A 14,737-nucleotide genomic window follows, 5' to 3' on the forward strand; every position below is an offset into this window, starting at 1 on the left:
GGCGCTCAGCGCCGCGCGAACACCGTGATCTCCTCGCGGTCGTGGTAGAGCTGGCGCGCCCGCAGGGCCTTCAGCTCGCCGGCCTCGGCGCGGAACAGGTCGAGGCAGTACCGGGTTTCCTCCCAGCGCTTCTTCATCGGCAGCTTGAGATTGAAGACGGCGTTGCGGCACCAGCCTTCGCGGAACCACTGCGCCATGCGCCCGGCCACCCGGCGTGGCTGCTCCACCATGTCGCAGACCATCCAGTCCAGCGGACGGGCGGGCTGCCAGCGGAAGCCGTCGGCGCGCAGGTGCTCCACCTGTGGGTGGCCGAGCACCGGCTCCTTCAGCGGGCCGTTGTCGACCGCGCTGACCCGCAGGCCGGCGCGCACCAGCACCCAGGTCCAGCCGCCGGGAGCGGCGCCGAGATCGGCGGCGCGCATGCCTTCGCGCAGCAGCTGAGTACGCTCCTCGGCGGTGAGCAGGGTGTGGATCGCCTCGTCCAGCTTGGCCGCGCTGCGGCTGGGGGCGTGGGGGGGCTGGCGCAGGCGCGGGATGCCGCCGGGCCAGGGGCTGCGGTCGCCGGGGCGTGAGCTGGCAAGGTCGAGCGCAGTGCCCGAATGCAGCAGCACGTGCAGCCGCGGCTTCCGTGCATCGTCGGAGGCGGCGAGCCAGCCGGCCTTGCGCAGGGCCGGGCGCAGGGCATTGCCGAAGCCCCGCGCCAGCCCGGCGAGCGCGCGGCCCGCGTCGCTGTCGCTGTGCTCGACCACCAGTTCGCCGAAATGGGCGCCGCCCGGGGCGGCCACGACCGCTTCGCGCACGGTGTCGAGTGCCTCGAGCAGCGGGCTGATGCGGTCGCCCGGATCGAGGCCCTCGAGGCGGGCAAGGCCGAGCAGCTTCTGGCGGGCGAAGATCAGTCCATCGAAGGGCAGGGCGGCATCGAGGGCGGCCGCCTCGGGCGAGACGAAGCGCACGAGGCCGCTGCCGCGCTCGGTCATGGCATGGCCCCAGTGGCCGGCCGCGGCGGCGCGGTGGCCGAACTCGGCGGCCAGCTCCGGCTCGAAGCCGGGGCGCACCAGGCCCAGCAGGGCGGGCTCGATGCGGGTCCGCGCCATTGCCGCGCAGTTCAGTAGACCACGCCGCCGCGGGCATACTCGGCGAGCACGGCGCGGGCCTCGTCACGGCGCAGGTCGGTGATCACCTCGATGCCGCGCTTCACGAGCTCGCCGCGCCAGTCGGCCGGCAGCGGGCCCTCGTCGAAGCCGGCCAGCGACTCCACGTCTTCGGCGCGGGCGCCGATCAGCAGGCGGTCGATGCCGGCCCAGACGCTGGCCCCGTAGCACATGCAGCAGGGCTGGGAGGAGGTGGCGAGGGTGACCGGGCCGCCCGCGGCGTTCAGCCGGTACTGCTGCAGGCGTTGCTGGCTGGTGGCGAAGGCCATCATCTCGGCATGGGCGATGGAGCTGCTGTGCGGCACCACCCGGTTCACGCCCACGCCAAGCAGCCGGCCTTCGGCGTTGAACAGGGCAGCGCCGAAGGGGCCGCCGCTGCCATGCCGCACGTTGAGTGCCGAGAGCCGGATCGCCAGCGCCATCTTGGCGTCGTCGTCGCGGTAGTCGGCGGCCGGGTCCACGGCCTCGTGCACCCAGGCCGGCAGGGTGAGGTGCACCTGGGCGTAGAGCATCAGCGCAGCACCTCGCCGCCTTCGGCAGGCGCGGCGGCGCAGCGGCCCTGCACGCACTGGCAGGCGGCGATCTCGGGGAAGCCGCAGACCGCCATCCGGCCCTGTTTCTCGCACTCGGCCTTCACCTGCTCGGGGAAGGTGGGGCTGTCCTTGTTCACGCAGGCCGGGTAGTAGCCGCAGCAGTTGCCCACGTCCTTCACCGCGCAGTCGGCGTCGGTGCGGCAGGTGTAATCCACCTCGCCGGCCGCGGCGGCGCCCACCGGATCCGGCCGCAGCAGGGGCTCGCCCGGGGCATCGCCGGACGCGGCGCGTTCCGCCGCGGCTGCCGGCGGCACGGCATTCCCGCTGGACTGCGCGGCGCCGCAGGCGGTGAGGGCGGCCAGGGCGAACAGCAGCGCCCAGGGGACCAGGAGACGAGCGAGCGATCGGGTGGAAGCGTGCATGGCGGGCCCGGCAGGGGGGGAGAGGGGGGTCAGGCCGGCTTCCCGGCCCAGCTGTCGCGCAGCGTGACGGTGCGGTTGAACACCGGGCGCTCCGGGCGGTGGTCGTGGCGGTCGGCGGTGAAATAGCCCAGGCGCTCGAACTGCACCGTGGCCTCGTTGCCGAGGGCCGCGGCGGCGGGTTCGACGAAACCCTGCACCACGCGGATCGAGTCCGGGTTGAGGTGGTCGCGGTAGGTCTTGCCCTCGCTGTCCTCGTCCGGGTTCTCCACCGAGAACAGGCGGTCGTAGAGGCGGATCTCCGCCGGCACGCCGGCCTCGGCGCAGACCCAGTGGATGGTGCCCTTCACTTTGCGGTTGGCGCCTTCCCGACCGGGGCGGCTTTCGGGGTCGAGCGTGCAGCGCAGTTCGACGACGGCAGCGCCGTTCTTCACCACTTCCTCGCACTTCAGGATGCCGGCGCCGCGCAGCCGTACCTCGCCGCCGGGCACGAGTCGATGGAAGCCCTTCACCGGCGTTTCCATGAAGTCCTCGCGCTCGATCCAGAGCGTGCGCGAGAACGGCACCTCGCGTTCGCCCTTCGCCGCGTCCTTCGGATGGTTGGCAAAGCGCAGGGTCTCGCGATGGCCCTCGGCCAGGTTGGTGATGGTGACCTTCAGCGGCTCGACCACCGCCATCCGGCGCTCGGCCTTCGCATCGAGCACGTCGCGGATGCAGCCCTCGAACACCGAGAAGTCGATCACCGAGTTCTGCTTGGAGATGCCCACGCGCTCGGCGAACAGGTGCAGGGCCTCGGGCGGCACGCCGCGACGGCGGATGCCCTGCAGGGTGGGCATGCGCGGGTCGTCCCAGCCGGCCACCAGCTTCTCGTTCACGAGGGCGAGCAGCTTGCGCTTGCTCATCACCGTGTAATTGATGTTGAGGCGCGAGAACTCGATCTGCCGAGGCCTTGCGGCTTCGTTCGGCAGGCCCCGGTCGGTGAGCGGCTTCAGCAGTTCGGGGCGTTCGTGCAGGCGCACGTTGTCGACCACCCAGTCGTAGAGGGGGCGGTGGTCCTCGAACTCCAGGGTGCACAGCGAGTGGGTGATGCCCTCGATGGCATCGGAGAGCGCGTGCGCGTAGTCGTACATCGGATAGATGCACCACGCCTTGCCCGTGTTCTGGTGCGGCAGGTGCTTGATCCGGTACAGCGCCGGGTCGCGCAGGTTGATGTTGCCCGAGGCCATGTCGATCTTCGCCCGCAGGGTGCAGGCTCCATCGGGGAACTCGCCGGCGCGCATGCGGCGGAAGAGATCAAGGTTCTCCTCCACGCTGCGGCCGCGGAACGGCGATTCGCGCCCGGGCTCGGTGAGGGTGCCGCGGTACTGGCGCACCTCCTCGGCCGAGAGATCGCAGACGAAGGCCTTGCCCTCGCGGATGAGCTGCTCGGCGGCGAGGTAGAGCACCTCGAAGTAGTCGGAGGCATGGCGCAGCTCGTGCCACTCGAAGCCCAGCCAGCGCACGTCCTCCTTGATGGCCTCGACGTACTCCACGTCCTCCTTCTCGGGGTTGGTGTCGTCGAAGCGCAGGTTGCAGTGCCCGCCGAACTCGGCGGCGATGCCGAAGTTGAGGCAGATGCTCTTCGAATGCCCGAGATGCAGGTAGCCGTTGGGCTCGGGCGGAAAGCGGGTATTGATGTGCGTGTGCTTCCCGCTGGCGAGGTCCTCGCGGACGATGTTGCGGATGAAGTCGCTGCGCGCCGGGACGGATTCGCCCGCAGCCGGGGTGGAAGGTTCGCTCATGGAGGCAACGCGGTCTCGGAGGAGGGATGCGCGGCAGGGCCGGGCAGGGGGCAGAAGTGTAGCGTGCGGGCGGGCCGGGGCAGGGTCGCCCACGCCCGGAGCCGGCGGCGAGCTTCGTCAAACGCCGTCAAACGCCACCCGCTTGGGCTAGAGTGGAGGGCCGCCAGGATGGCCGACCCCGGGCTTCGCATGCACCTGCGCCTCACCACCATTGCGCTCGCCGCCCTCGCCCTGCTGCTGCTCGCGGCCGTGGCGGTAGCCCCGGCCACCCGCGTGGATCTGGCCCGCAGCAGCCTGCCCCTGCAGGTGGCGCATACCGCGGCACCGCCCGCCGTGCCGCTCGCCGACATCCTCGTCGGCCGTTACCAGCCCGGCTTCTATCCGGCACTGGAGGGCGTGGTGCGGGCCAGCCCGCGGCCCGACCGGGTGGTATGGCTGCGGCTGCGCGCCGAGTTCCCGTCGCCTGCCGAGGGTGTGCGCTGGTATGTGCGGCTCGAGCGCGCCGCCATCGACCGGGTGGCGGTGCTGCTGCCCTCCGCGCCCGGGGTGGAGGTGGCCGAGAGCCGCTATTTCCGGCTCGGCGAGTGGGATGCCCGCTGGCCGGACGGCTTCGTGATGCCCCTGCCCCCGGGCCTTGCCGGGCCACAGGCGGTCTACCTGCGGGTGGAGGGCAGCGCCGATGCCGACCTCCGGCCGCAGCTGATCGATGGCAGCGTGCTGGCCGAGCGCGAAGCAGCGTCGCAGCGCCTGTTCCTGCTGGTGTACGGCGTGCTCGTGGCGGCCTTCCTGCTCAGCTTCGCCCCGCCGCTCAGGCGGGCCGGCGCCGGCGGCCTTGGCATGGCCCTGCTCAGCCTGGCCTCCCTGCTGGTGGTGGCCCTGGTGAACGACCAGCTGCCGCCGCCCCTGCGCGCCCTGCTCGAGCCCTGGCTGGTGGGCGGCGGAGCGGTGTATGCGGCCACCCTCCTGCTCGCCGGCCTGCTGCTGGTGGTGGTGCGCCGCCAGTCCGGCCTGAAGGCGGTGTCGGGCACCCTGGCGACCTGGTACCTGCGCATCGGCCTCGTCCTGGTGGCGGTGGCTGGTCTTTGCGTGCAGGTGCCGCGCGAGTACACCGATCTCCTGCGCCGGGTGGCCGAGCTGGTGTGGTCGCAGGCCTGGCTGCTGGTACTGGTGGCTTTCGCCCTCGACCGGCGACGCCTGCGCTGGCTGCCCACCCTGCTCATGCTGCTGCTGATCGCAGCGCTGGTGGTGCGCGCCCTGGCGGCGAGTGGCCTGGTGCCGCCCTCGGCCCTCGCGCTCTATGGCTACCAGCTGCTGATCGCCGTGTTCCTGCTTTCGATGGTGCTGCTGCCCTGGCTGCGCGGCCTGCCGGTGGAGGCGCCGAAAGCTCCCGCCCCGCCGCCCGAGGTGCCCGAGCCGCAGCGCTGGGCGATGGCGGAGGCGAGGATGGTGTCGGCCATCGACGGCGCCCTGCGCTATGGCGGAGGCGCCGAGGCCGAGTGGGTGGTGGCGCGCCGCCTGATCGAGACGCTCAAGGGCCTGCTCGGCGCGGAATCGGTGGCCGTGGCCACGAGCCAGCTGCATGGGGGCGACGAGGTGCTGGCCGAGCCGGCGGCCAAGGCCTCGGCCTACACCCTGCTGCTCGGCGAGCGCGCCCGGGTGCTGCGTTCGCTGCTGCGCCTCGGCACGCCGCAGCAGCTGGTGCTTCCCCTCGGCATCGAGGGGCCGAGCCAGGTGGCGATGGTGCCCTACCACCTCGGCCCCAGCAGCTGGACCGCGGTATTCGTCGAGCGCCGCGGCAAGGGCTTCGAGCCCGGTGAGCTGCTGCGCATCGAGGCCCTGGTGGCGGCGGCGCGCACGGTGGCGGCCAGTGCCCTGGAGGCGCGCGAGGCCGCGCGGCGCGCCGATCTCGACCCGACCCTCGCCGTGCTGAACGCCGAGGCCCTGCAGCGCGAGCTGCGCCAGGCCTTCGAGCGCTGCCGTGATGCCGGCGAGCCGATCGCCCTGCTGCGCGTGCCGCTGGCTGGCGAGGGCGGCTTCGACACCCGGGCCCGGACTTTCCTGCTCGCCATGGAGGCGCTGGACGGCCTGCCGCCGCACTTGCTCGGCCGCCCCGGGCCCGACGAGCTCTGGGTGGTGCTGCCCGGCAGCGATGTGCCGGCGGCGCGCGGCTTCGCCGAGGCCCTGCACCGCCTGCTCTCGCCCCCGGAACCGCCGCCCTCGGGCCTGCTGCCCGCCGGCCAGCGGCCGATGGTGGCGGAGTGGATCATCGGCATCGGCGCCATCGCCCCCGGCGAGCGGGTGCCGCGGCCGATGATCGAGCGCGCCGGGGAAGCCATTGGTCGTGCCCGCGTGCCCGGAGCCCCGGCGGTGCAGGCCGCGGTGCCGATCGAGCACTGAAGCCGCCGTTTCCGCCCTACCATCCGCATTCCCCGGTTCTCCGCTCCCTGCATGCGCCTCGTCATCGGCAACAAGAACTACTCCTCCTGGTCGCTCCGGCCCTGGCTGCTGATGCGGCAGTTCGGCCTTCCCTTCGAGGAACGGCTGCTGCCGCTCGATACCCCGGAATTCCGCGAGCGCATACCGGCGCTCTCGCCCTCCGGCCGGGTGCCGGTGCTGCACGACGGCGGACGGGTCATCTGGGATTCGCTGGCGATCTGCGAGTACGTGAACGAGGTGCATCTCGGCGGGCGCGGCTGGCCGGCTGATCCGGGACGCCGGGCGCTGGCGCGCAGCGCCGCCGCGGAGATGCATTCCGGCTTCGCCGCCCTGCGCGCGCAGCTGCCGATGAACTGCCGGCGCCAGCCCTCGGGGCGGTGCTGGGACGCCGCCGCCGAGGCCGACATCCGGCGCGTGCAGGCGCTCTGGGCCGACCTGCGCCGCGAGGCCGGGGAGGGGCCCTTCCTGCTCGGCGACTTCGGCATCGTCGATGCCATGTTCGCCCCGGTGGTGATCCGTTTCCGCAGCTATGGCGTGCCGCTCTCGGCCACCGCGGCCGCCTGGTGCGAGACCATGGCGGCCCTGCCGGCGATGCAGGCGTGGATCGAGGCCGGCGTGCGCGAGCCCTGGCGCGTGGGCGCGGATGAGCGCTGACCGCGCCGCCCTGCTGGCCATGGCCGGCGGCGCCAGCCTGATCAGCCTCACCGGCATCCTCGTCCGCTACGCCCAGGTGCCGCCCACCGTGGCCGGCTTCTGGCGCATGGCCTTCGGCGGCCTGATGCTGCTCGGCCTGCTGCTCGCCATGGGGCGCTGGCGCCCCCTGCCGCGGCGGGCCTGGGCCTTCTGCCTCTGGCCGGCGCTCGCCTTCGCCGCCGACCTCTGGCTCTGGCACCGCAGCATCCATGCCATCGGCCCGGGGCTTGCCACCCTGCTGGCCAATACCCAGGTGTTCTTCATGGTGGCCGCCGGCGCGCTGTTCTTCGGCGAGCGCCTCTACGGGCGCTTCCTCGCCGGCGTGCTGCTGGCCTTCGGCGGCCTCGTGCTGATCCTCGGCGAGGGCTGGGCGGCGCTGTCGGCGGCGTCCAAGGCGGGGGTCTGGTTCGGGCTTGCCACCGGGCTTGCCTACGCCGCCTACAACCTCGGCCTGAAGCGGGCGCAGCGCGAGGCGCCCCTGGCCGCCGAGCCGGTGCTGGTGGTCTCCAGCCTGCAGTGCGCGGGTCTGCTCGGCCTCGCGGGGCTGGCCGAGGGCGCCTCTTTCGCCATCCCCGACGGTCGCAGCCTCGCCGCCCTGCTGGCCCTCGGCCTGATCGGCCAGTGCCTCGGCTGGGTGCTGATCGGCCGCGCCCTGCCGCGCCTGCCGGTGGCCTCGGTGGGCCTGCTGCTGCTCTTGCAGCCGCTGCTCGCCTTCGTGCTCGACGTGCTGTTGTTCGCCCGCCCCACCGCCGTGCATGAGTGGATCGGGGTGGCGATGTCGCTCTCGGGCATCTTCCTCGCCGGCCTGCGGCCGGCCGCCGCGCCTCAGGGCAGCGTGGCCACCTCGCAGACATAGACGATCTCGCAGGCCCCATCGCCGCTGTCCTCGCGGCTCAGCGAGGTGCGCCAGACGAAGCCGTCCTCGCCGTCCACGTCGACCAGCCAGCCGGCCAGCCGTACCCGCTGGCCGGCTCCGATCCGCAGCAGCGCCCGCTCCACCGCCTTATCGGCCGGGATCAGGTGCAGGTTGCTGCTGCTGCGGATGATCTCCGGCAGCGGGATGGGCGGGCCTTCCGGCCCCCAGCGGTAGTGGTACCAGCGGCCGGACTGGCGGATGGCGAGCGGGCCGTGCACGGCCGGATCGGCCATGCGGCCCCAGCCCAGGGCGAAGTCCACCGGCGAGAGCGCGGCTCCGCGGTCGAAGCGGTAGCGCTCGGTGCCCAGCACGGTGGCCTGCACGGCGAAGGCGGCGCGCGGCGTGAGCCGATGCTGGTCGATCGGGAAGGGCGCGGGCAGGGCCCCGCCGTCCCGCTGCACGGGGGCGTCCGAGGCCGGCAGGCGGGGCAGGGCGCAGACCGCCGACGCGGCCGGAAGGCCGGCGATGCCGGGCGACGCCGTGCCGCTTTCCGGGGGCGACGGCGCCCGCTGTTCCTTCGCCTTCGACCACACCAGGGCCCCGGCCACGGCGAGCAGCAGCAGGGCGAGGGCCGCTGGGCCACGCACGAAGCCGCCCTGGGGGCGGGACAGGGCGGCGGGCGCACTCATGCGGCCAGCCGGAACAGCTCCGGCGGAAGCCGCGCCAGCTCCGCGGCGAAGCTGCGCAGGAAGGCGGTGCGCGCCGAGCTGCGGCGCCAGAACAGGGCCACCCGGCGCTTCGGCGGCGGGTCGGCGAAGGGCAGCAGGCGCAGATTGGGCTGGGGCGGCACCGGGGGGGTCACCGCCAGCACCGGCAGCAGGGTGATGCCCACTCCGGCCGCCACCATCTGCCGCAGGGTTTCCAGCGAGGTGGCGCGGAAACCGTCCTTCTCGTTCGCCCCGGCGAGCTGGCAGACATCGAGCGCCTGCTCGCGCAGGCAGTGGCCGTCCTCCAGCAGCAGCAGATGCTCGTTGCGCAGTTCCTCGAGGCGCAGCGGGCGGCGTCCGGCGGCGGCGAGCACGTGGCGCTCCGGCACCGCGAGCACGAAGGGTTCGTCGAACAGCAGGGCGTGCTCCAGTCCTTCGTCGTCCACCGGCAGGGCGAGGATGGCGGCATCGAGGCGGCCCTCGCGCAGCTGCCCGAGCAGCAGCTCGGTTTTTTCCTCCACCAGCAGCAGTTCGAGGCGCGGGAAACGCTCGCGCAGCGGTCCTACCACATGCGGCAGCAGGTAGGGCCCGAGGGTGGGGAAGAGGCCGAGCCGCAGGGTGCCGGCCTCCGGATCGTGGGAGCGGCGGGCGATCTCGCGCATCTGTTCCACTTCCGCCATCACCCGGCGGGCGCGCTGCGCGATCTCGGCCCCGGCCTCGGTGAGCATCACCTTGCGCGGTGCCCGCTCCACCAAGGTCACCCCCAGCTCCTCCTCCAGCTTGCGGATCTGGGTGGAGAGGGTGGGCTGGCTCACATGGCAGGCCTCGGCGGCGCGGCCGAAATGCCGCAGCTCGGCCAGGGCGAGGAGGTAGCGCAGGTCGCGGAGGTTCATTTTGATAGCTTAAGACTATCGAAACGATGGAATCAATCCATTTCCATCGAAACCTTCACTCCGGTAGATTGGCGCCATCGAACGGCAATGCAGCGGGTGGAGGCTTCCGCCCACGGCCGCTGCGTGCCCTCGCTTTTTCCTCCCCAACCGACGCTAGGAGTCGATCCATGTCGCTGATCAACACCACCGTGCAGCCCTTCAAGGCCACCGCCTTCCACAACGGCAAGTTCGTGACCGTGACCGAGGAGAGCCTCAAGGGCGAGTGGTCCGTGCTGGTGTTCATGCCGGCCGCCTTCACCTTCAACTGCCCGACCGAGGTCGAGGACGCCGCCGAGAACTACGCCGAGTTCCAGAAGCTGGGCGCCGAGGTCTATGTCATCACCACCGACACCCACTTCTCGCACAAGGTGTGGCACGAGACCTCGCCGGCCGTGGGCAAGGCCAAGTTCCCGCTGGTGGGCGACCCCACCCACACCCTGACCCGCATGTTCGGCGTGCACATCGAGGAAGAGGGCCTGGCCCTGCGCGGCACCTTCATCGTGAACCCGGAGGGCGTGATCAAGACCGCCGAGATCCACGACAACGCCATCGCCCGCGACATGAAGGAGACCCTGCGCAAGCTGAAGGCCGCGCAGTTCGTCGCCAAGAACCCGGGCCAGGTCTGCCCGGCGAAGTGGAACGAGGGCGCCAAGACCATCGCTCCCTCGCTGGACCTCGTCGGCAAGATCTGAGCCGGACGAACCCCGGCCGCCGCCCCTGCGGCGGCGGCCCGGGTGCTTGCCCAAGCCGCGCCGCGCGGTTTCGGCAAGCACCCTTCCCCTGACCCCGCACGGCCCGCCCTGCGCGCGCCGCGCGCCTGCCTGCCCTGCACACGGAGTTTCCCCATGCTGGACGACAGCCTGAAGACCCAGCTCGCGGCCTATCTCGAACGCCTGCAGCACCCGGTCGAACTGCTGGCCTCGCTCGATGGCAGTGAAGCCTCGACCGAGCTGCGGCAGCTGCTCGACACCCTGGCCTCGCTCTCGCCGAAGATCAGCCTCGGCGAGCAGGCCGACGAGCGCACGCCCTCCTTCCTGATCCGCCGCGCCGGTGCGCCGGAGGTGGCGGTGCGCTTCGCCGGCATCCCGCTGGGCCACGAGTTCACCTCGCTGGTGCTGGCCCTGCTGCAGGTGGGCGGCCACCCGCCCAAGGTCGAGCAGGAACTGCTCGATGCCGCCCGCGCCCTCGATGCCGACCTGCACTTCGAGACCTACTACTCGCTCTCCTGCCAGAACTGCCCCGACGTGGTGCAGGCGCTGAACCTGCTCGCGGTGCTGAACCCGCGGGTGAGCCATGTCGCCATCGATGGCGCGCTGTTCCAGCAGGAAGTGGAGGCCCGCGAGGTGATGGCGGTGCCGGCGGTGTTCCTCAATGGCGAGCCCTTCGGCTCCGGCCGCATGGAGCTGGCGCAGGTGCTGGCGAAGCTCGACGTCAATGCCGAGGCGCGCGCCGCCGAGAAGCTGCGCGCCAAGGCGCCCTTCGACGTGCTGGTGGTGGGCGGTGGCCCGGCCGGCGCCGCGGCGGCCATCTACGCGGCGCGCAAGGGCATCCGTACCGGCCTCGTGGCCGAGCGCTTCGGCGGCCAGGTGCTGGACACGCTCGCGATCGAGAACCTGGTGGCGGTGGCCGAGACCGAAGGCCCGAAGCTGGCCGCGGCCCTCGAGCAGAACGTGCGCCACTACGAAGTGGACGTGATGAACCTGCAGCGCGCGGAAGGCCTGGTGCCGGCAGGCGAGGACGGCCTCCTCGAGGTGAAGCTCGCCAGCGGCGTCTCGCTGAAGGCCCGCAGCCTCGTGCTGGCCCCGGGCGCGCGCTGGCGCACCATGGACGTGCCGGGCGAGGAGATCTACCGCAACCGGGGCGTGGCCTTCTGCCCGCACTGCGACGGCCCGCTGTTCAAGGGCAAGCGGGTGGCGGTGATCGGCGGCGGCAACTCCGGCGTCGAGGCGGCGATCGATCTTGCCGGCATCGTCGCCCACGTCACCCTGCTCGAGTTCGATGCCCGGCTGCGTGCCGACGAGGTGCTGCAGCGCAAGCTGCGCTCGCTGCCCAATGTGCGGGTGATCACCCAGGCCCAGACCACCGAGGTGACGGGTGACGGCCAGCGGGTGAACGGTCTCGTCTACCGCGACCGCGCCAGCGGCGAGAGCCATCGCCTCGAGCTGGAGGGCGTGTTCGTGCAGATCGGCCTGCTGCCCAACACCGAGTGGCTGAAGGGCAGCCTGGCGCTGTCGCCGCGCGGCGAGATCGTGATCGACGAGCGCGGCCAGACCTCCCTGCCCGGGGTGTTCGCCGCCGGCGACGCCACCACCGTGCCCTACAAGCAGATCGTCATCTCGATGGGAGCCGGCGCCACCGCCGCGCTCTCGGCCTTCGACTACCTGATCCGCCAGGGCAGCCCGGCCGCGGCCGGGGCTGCGGTGGCGACCAGCGGCGGCTGAGCCGGCCCGTCCGGCGCCCGGAAGGGCGCCGGGAGCCGGGGCTTTCACGGCGCTATCATCCTGCCGTCATGAGGGGAGGGCGGGCGCATGGAACCGAAGGCGATGCCGGCACCGGGGCCGTTTGGCACGATCCCGGAACGCAATACCAGCGACAACCTGCTGCGCACCACGCAGCAGCACCACGTGCACCTGTCGGCCATGGCCGACACCAAGGCGAACATCGTCATCACCGTCTCCTCGGTGGTGCTCACCCTGAGCCTCGGCCGCCTCGGTGACCCCGACCTCAAGCACGCCATGGGTGTGCTGGCGGTGTTCACCCTGCTGGCCCTGTTCCTCGCGGTGATCGCCGTGCTGCCGAAGTATCGCCCCCTGCGCCTGCCCGCGCCGGATGCGCCCCTGCCGCCGCAGTTCAACCTGCTGTTCTTCGGCCACTTCGCCGAGCTCTCCCGTGAGCGCTTCCTCGCGGAGGTGGAACGGGCGGTTCGCCCCGACGGCAGCGTGTACGCCACGATGGCGAAGGACATCTATTCGCTGGGCTGGTACCTCTCGCACCACAAGTACCGCTACCTGCGCGGTGCCTACCTGAGCTTCCTCGCCGGCTTCGTCGGCGCCTGCGCGGTGCAGCTCGCCCGCCTGCTGTTCGCGTGAGCGAGCCGGTTTCCGTCCTGCTGCGGCGGGCCGCCGCCGGGCTCGCTGCCGCGGGGGGACTCGATCCGGCCGAGGCCCGGGGCGAGGCCGAACTCCTGCTCGCCCACGTGCTGCAAAGGCCGCGCAGCTGGCTGTTCGCCCATGCCGATGCCCCCGTCGAGACCGGGCTTGCGGCCCGCTTCGAAGCCCTGCTGGAGCGCCGCAAGCGGGGCGAGCCGGTGGCGCATCTCACCGGCCGCCGCGGCTTCTGGGCCTTCGAGCTGCGGGTGGATGCGAGCACGCTGATCCCGCGGCCCGAGACCGAACGCCTGGTGGAACTGGCGCTGGAGCGCCTGCCCGCCGGCCGGCCGCTGCGCCTGCTCGACCTCGGCACCGGCACCGGCGCCATCGCCCTCGCGCTCGCCCACGAGCGGCCACTGGCGCGGGTGTGGGCGGTGGAGCGCAGCCCCGAGGCCCTGGCCCTGGCGCGCCAGAACACGGTGGCGCTCGGTCTCGCGGAGCGGGTCGAGTTGCGTGTTGGCGACTGGTTCGCGCCGGTGGCGGGCGAGCGCTTCGACCTCATCGCCAGCAACCCGCCCTACATCGAGGCGGAAGATCCCCATCTCGAGGCCGGCGATCTGCGCTTCGAGCCGCGCACGGCCCTGGCCGCCGGCCCGGACGGGCTCGCCGACCTGCGGCGCATCGTGGCCGCCGCGCCGCAGCACCTCGTCCCCGGCGGCTGGCTGCTGCTCGAGCACGGCTGGCGGCAGGGCGCGGCCCTGCGTACCCTGCTCGCCGCCGCCGGCTTCACCGACATCGCCACCGCCCCCGATCTCGAGGGGCGGGAGCGGGTCTCGCTCGGCCGCCTTCCCGACTGATTCGTTCCCCGTTTCCACGCCACGCGCCGCGCCATGCCCGAGACGCTCCATCCCAAGACCGCCTACCTCCTCGTGATGCTCGGCATCTTCGCGCTGCCCTGGCTGGTCTGGCGGCTGGCCCGTACCGAGGACATCGCGCCCCTGGTGGTGGTGCAGATCGTGGCCGGCATCCTGCTCGGCCCGGGCATCGCCGGTGCCCTGTTCCCGGCCCTGCATGCCCAGCTCTTCCAGCCCGCGGTGGTGGCGAACCTCAATGGCCTTGCCTGGTGGGCGGTGATCATCTTCCTCTGGCTCGCCGGCATCGAGCTCGACCTGAAGTCGGCCTGGGCCGGGCGGCGCGAGACCGCGATCACCGCCGGCTTCGCCCTCGCCACGCCGCTGCTGGTGGGCGCCGTCGCGGCCTGGGGGTTGTTGCAGTGGATGCCGGGCCTGCTCGGGCCGAAGGCCAGCGAACTGCAGTTCATCGCCGCCCTCGGCATGGGCGCGGCGGTGACCGCCCTGCCGATCCTGATGCTGCTGATGGAGAAGCTCGGCATCCTGCGCACCCCGCTCGGCCAGCGGGTGCTGCGCTATTCCAGCCTCGACGACATCGCCATCTGGGTGGTGCTGGCCCTGATCCTCGTCGATACCGACCGCCTGCTGCACCAGGTCCTGTTCCTCGCCGGCTTCGGCCTGCTGGCCCCCCTCGTGCGCCGCGGCCTGCGCGGCGTGGGCGAGCTCGACCGCTGGGCACTGGGCCTGATGTGGCTGCTGGCCTGCGCCCTGGCCTCGGATGCCGCCGGCCTGCACTTCATGGTGGGGGCCTTCCTTGCCGGCGTGATCATCGACCGGCAGTGGTTCGTGGAGGAGCGCTTCGACCTCGTGCGCAACACCGTGCTGGTGTTCATGATGCCGGTGTTCTTCCTCAGCACCGGGCTGCGCACGGAGTGGGGCGTGGGGGGCGCGGCGGTGCTGGTGGCAGCGGCAGTGATGCTCGCGGCCTCGGTGGCGGGCAAGCGCCTCGGCGTGGCGATCGCCGGGCGCCTTCTGGGCTGGGCCCCGGGCGAAGCCCATCTCATCGGCTGGCTCCTGCAGACCAAGGGCCTGATCGAGATCGTGTTCGCCACCATCCTGCTCGACAAGGGCGTGATCTCGGCCGATGCCTTCACCGCCCTGCTGCTGATGGCGGTGGCCAGCACCATGCTCACCATCCCGATGCTGCGCCGGCGCCTGGGCAGGCAGGGGGTGCCGGAGGCGCTACGCGAGGCGTAATCCGGCCTTCACCTACTACGCCTTGAACCGTA

General features: G+C 72.4%; 14 protein-coding genes. 8 read left to right on the forward strand and 6 right to left on the reverse strand.

Annotation, left to right across the window (positions count from 1 at the left end; all coding sequences use genetic code 11):
* Positions 1–5 precede the first annotated feature (5 nt).
* Genes rlmM through G408_RS0102760 form a run of 4 tightly spaced genes read right to left on the reverse strand, consistent with a single transcriptional unit; the run spans position 6 to position 3,884 of the window.
* The gene (gene rlmM / locus G408_RS0102745) at positions 6–1,094 is read right to left on the reverse strand and encodes a 23S rRNA (cytidine(2498)-2'-O)-methyltransferase RlmM (protein ID WP_028769840.1); all 1,089 of its coding nucleotides are present in this window, start codon (positions 1,092–1,094) and stop codon (positions 6–8) included.
* Positions 1,095–1,105: 11 nt separating this feature from the next.
* Complete coding sequence (locus G408_RS0102750) at positions 1,106–1,663, reverse strand: nucleoside deaminase (RefSeq protein ID WP_028769841.1); 558 nt, start codon at positions 1,661–1,663, stop codon at positions 1,106–1,108.
* Positions 1,663–2,106: a hypothetical protein gene (locus G408_RS0102755; RefSeq protein ID WP_037412039.1), complete on the reverse strand. Its 444-nt coding sequence runs from the start codon at positions 2,104–2,106 to the stop codon at positions 1,663–1,665. Before G408_RS0102755 ends, G408_RS0102750 begins: the two co-directional genes overlap by 1 nt.
* A gap of 29 nt (positions 2,107–2,135) precedes the next feature.
* Positions 2,136–3,884: a glutamine--tRNA ligase/YqeY domain fusion protein gene (locus G408_RS0102760; RefSeq protein ID WP_028769843.1), complete on the reverse strand. Its 1,749-nt coding sequence runs from the start codon at positions 3,882–3,884 to the stop codon at positions 2,136–2,138.
* A gap of 189 nt (positions 3,885–4,073) precedes the next feature.
* Here G408_RS0102760 and G408_RS0102765 point away from each other — a divergent pair, with 189 nt between their 5' ends.
* The 3 genes from G408_RS0102765 to G408_RS12845 are packed head-to-tail and all read left to right on the forward strand — an operon-like array spanning position 4,074 to position 7,869.
* Positions 4,074–6,281, forward strand: a complete 2,208-nt coding sequence (locus G408_RS0102765) for a 7TM-DISM domain-containing protein (RefSeq protein WP_028769844.1) — start codon at positions 4,074–4,076, stop codon at positions 6,279–6,281.
* A gap of 51 nt (positions 6,282–6,332) precedes the next feature.
* A complete protein-coding gene (locus tag G408_RS0102770) occupies positions 6,333–6,974 on the forward strand; it encodes a glutathione S-transferase family protein (protein ID WP_037412040.1) in 642 nt (213 codons plus the stop codon).
* Positions 6,964–7,869: a DMT family transporter gene (locus tag G408_RS12845; protein WP_051282546.1), complete on the forward strand. Its 906-nt coding sequence runs from the start codon at positions 6,964–6,966 to the stop codon at positions 7,867–7,869. Before G408_RS0102770 ends, G408_RS12845 begins: the two co-directional genes overlap by 11 nt.
* Here G408_RS12845 and G408_RS14685 read toward each other — a convergent pair.
* Both G408_RS14685 and G408_RS0102785 read right to left on the reverse strand, forming a co-directional pair.
* Positions 7,839–8,558, reverse strand: coding sequence for a hypothetical protein (locus G408_RS14685; protein ID WP_051282547.1), 720 nt, complete (start codon positions 8,556–8,558; stop codon positions 7,839–7,841). The genes G408_RS12845 and G408_RS14685 overlap by 31 nt on opposite strands.
* A complete protein-coding gene (locus G408_RS0102785; protein WP_028769846.1) occupies positions 8,555–9,469 on the reverse strand; it encodes a LysR substrate-binding domain-containing protein in 915 nt (304 codons plus the stop codon). The genes G408_RS14685 and G408_RS0102785 overlap by 4 nt, the downstream gene beginning before the upstream one ends.
* A 167-nt stretch (positions 9,470–9,636) precedes the next feature.
* Here G408_RS0102785 and ahpC point away from each other — a divergent pair, with 167 nt between their 5' ends.
* The 5 genes from ahpC to G408_RS0102810 all read left to right on the forward strand — a co-directional run bounded on the left by ahpC (position 9,637) and on the right by G408_RS0102810 (position 14,705).
* The gene (gene ahpC / locus G408_RS0102790) at positions 9,637–10,200 is read left to right on the forward strand and encodes an alkyl hydroperoxide reductase subunit C (RefSeq protein ID WP_028769847.1); all 564 of its coding nucleotides are present in this window, start codon (positions 9,637–9,639) and stop codon (positions 10,198–10,200) included.
* A gap of 153 nt (positions 10,201–10,353) precedes the next feature.
* On the forward strand, positions 10,354–11,949 hold the full coding sequence (gene ahpF / locus G408_RS0102795; RefSeq protein ID WP_028769848.1) for an alkyl hydroperoxide reductase subunit F: 1,596 nt from the start codon (positions 10,354–10,356) through the stop codon (positions 11,947–11,949).
* A gap of 87 nt (positions 11,950–12,036) precedes the next feature.
* Positions 12,037–12,597 (forward strand): Pycsar system effector family protein, encoded by a 561-nt coding sequence (locus G408_RS12855; RefSeq protein ID WP_051282548.1) that lies wholly within the window; start codon positions 12,037–12,039, stop codon positions 12,595–12,597.
* A complete protein-coding gene (gene prmC / locus G408_RS0102805; protein WP_037412041.1) occupies positions 12,594–13,454 on the forward strand; it encodes a peptide chain release factor N(5)-glutamine methyltransferase in 861 nt (286 codons plus the stop codon). Before G408_RS12855 ends, prmC begins: the two co-directional genes overlap by 4 nt.
* Before the next feature lie 33 nt (positions 13,455–13,487).
* The gene (locus tag G408_RS0102810; protein WP_028769850.1) at positions 13,488–14,705 is read left to right on the forward strand and encodes a cation:proton antiporter; all 1,218 of its coding nucleotides are present in this window, start codon (positions 13,488–13,490) and stop codon (positions 14,703–14,705) included.
* Positions 14,706–14,737 lie beyond the last annotated feature (32 nt).

Source organism: Silanimonas lenta DSM 16282, assembly GCF_000429065.1.
In the GTDB taxonomy this organism is placed as follows: Bacteria; Pseudomonadota; Gammaproteobacteria; order Xanthomonadales; family Xanthomonadaceae; genus Silanimonas; species Silanimonas lenta.

Excerpts from the sequence above, each read along its gene's own strand:
- rlmM (WP_028769840.1), bottom strand. The coding sequence starts at position 1,094 with ATGGCGCGGACCCGCATCGAGCCCGCCCTGCTGGGCCTGGTGCGCCCC.
- G408_RS0102750 (WP_028769841.1), bottom strand. The coding sequence starts at position 1,663 with ATGCTCTACGCCCAGGTGCACCTCACCCTGCCGGCCTGGGTGCACGAG.
- G408_RS0102755 (WP_037412039.1), bottom strand. The coding sequence starts at position 2,106 with ATGCACGCTTCCACCCGATCGCTCGCTCGTCTCCTGGTCCCCTGGGCG.
- G408_RS0102760 (WP_028769843.1), bottom strand. The coding sequence starts at position 3,884 with ATGAGCGAACCTTCCACCCCGGCTGCGGGCGAATCCGTCCCGGCGCGC.
- G408_RS0102765 (WP_028769844.1), top strand. The coding sequence starts at position 4,074 with ATGCACCTGCGCCTCACCACCATTGCGCTCGCCGCCCTCGCCCTGCTG.
- G408_RS0102770 (WP_037412040.1), top strand. The coding sequence starts at position 6,333 with ATGCGCCTCGTCATCGGCAACAAGAACTACTCCTCCTGGTCGCTCCGG.
- G408_RS12845 (WP_051282546.1), top strand. The coding sequence starts at position 6,964 with ATGAGCGCTGACCGCGCCGCCCTGCTGGCCATGGCCGGCGGCGCCAGC.
- G408_RS14685 (WP_051282547.1), bottom strand. The coding sequence starts at position 8,558 with ATGAGTGCGCCCGCCGCCCTGTCCCGCCCCCAGGGCGGCTTCGTGCGT.
- G408_RS0102785 (WP_028769846.1), bottom strand. The coding sequence starts at position 9,469 with ATGAACCTCCGCGACCTGCGCTACCTCCTCGCCCTGGCCGAGCTGCGG.
- ahpC (WP_028769847.1), top strand. The coding sequence starts at position 9,637 with ATGTCGCTGATCAACACCACCGTGCAGCCCTTCAAGGCCACCGCCTTC.
- ahpF (WP_028769848.1), top strand. The coding sequence starts at position 10,354 with ATGCTGGACGACAGCCTGAAGACCCAGCTCGCGGCCTATCTCGAACGC.
- G408_RS12855 (WP_051282548.1), top strand. The coding sequence starts at position 12,037 with ATGGAACCGAAGGCGATGCCGGCACCGGGGCCGTTTGGCACGATCCCG.
- G408_RS0102810 (WP_028769850.1), top strand. The coding sequence starts at position 13,488 with ATGCCCGAGACGCTCCATCCCAAGACCGCCTACCTCCTCGTGATGCTC.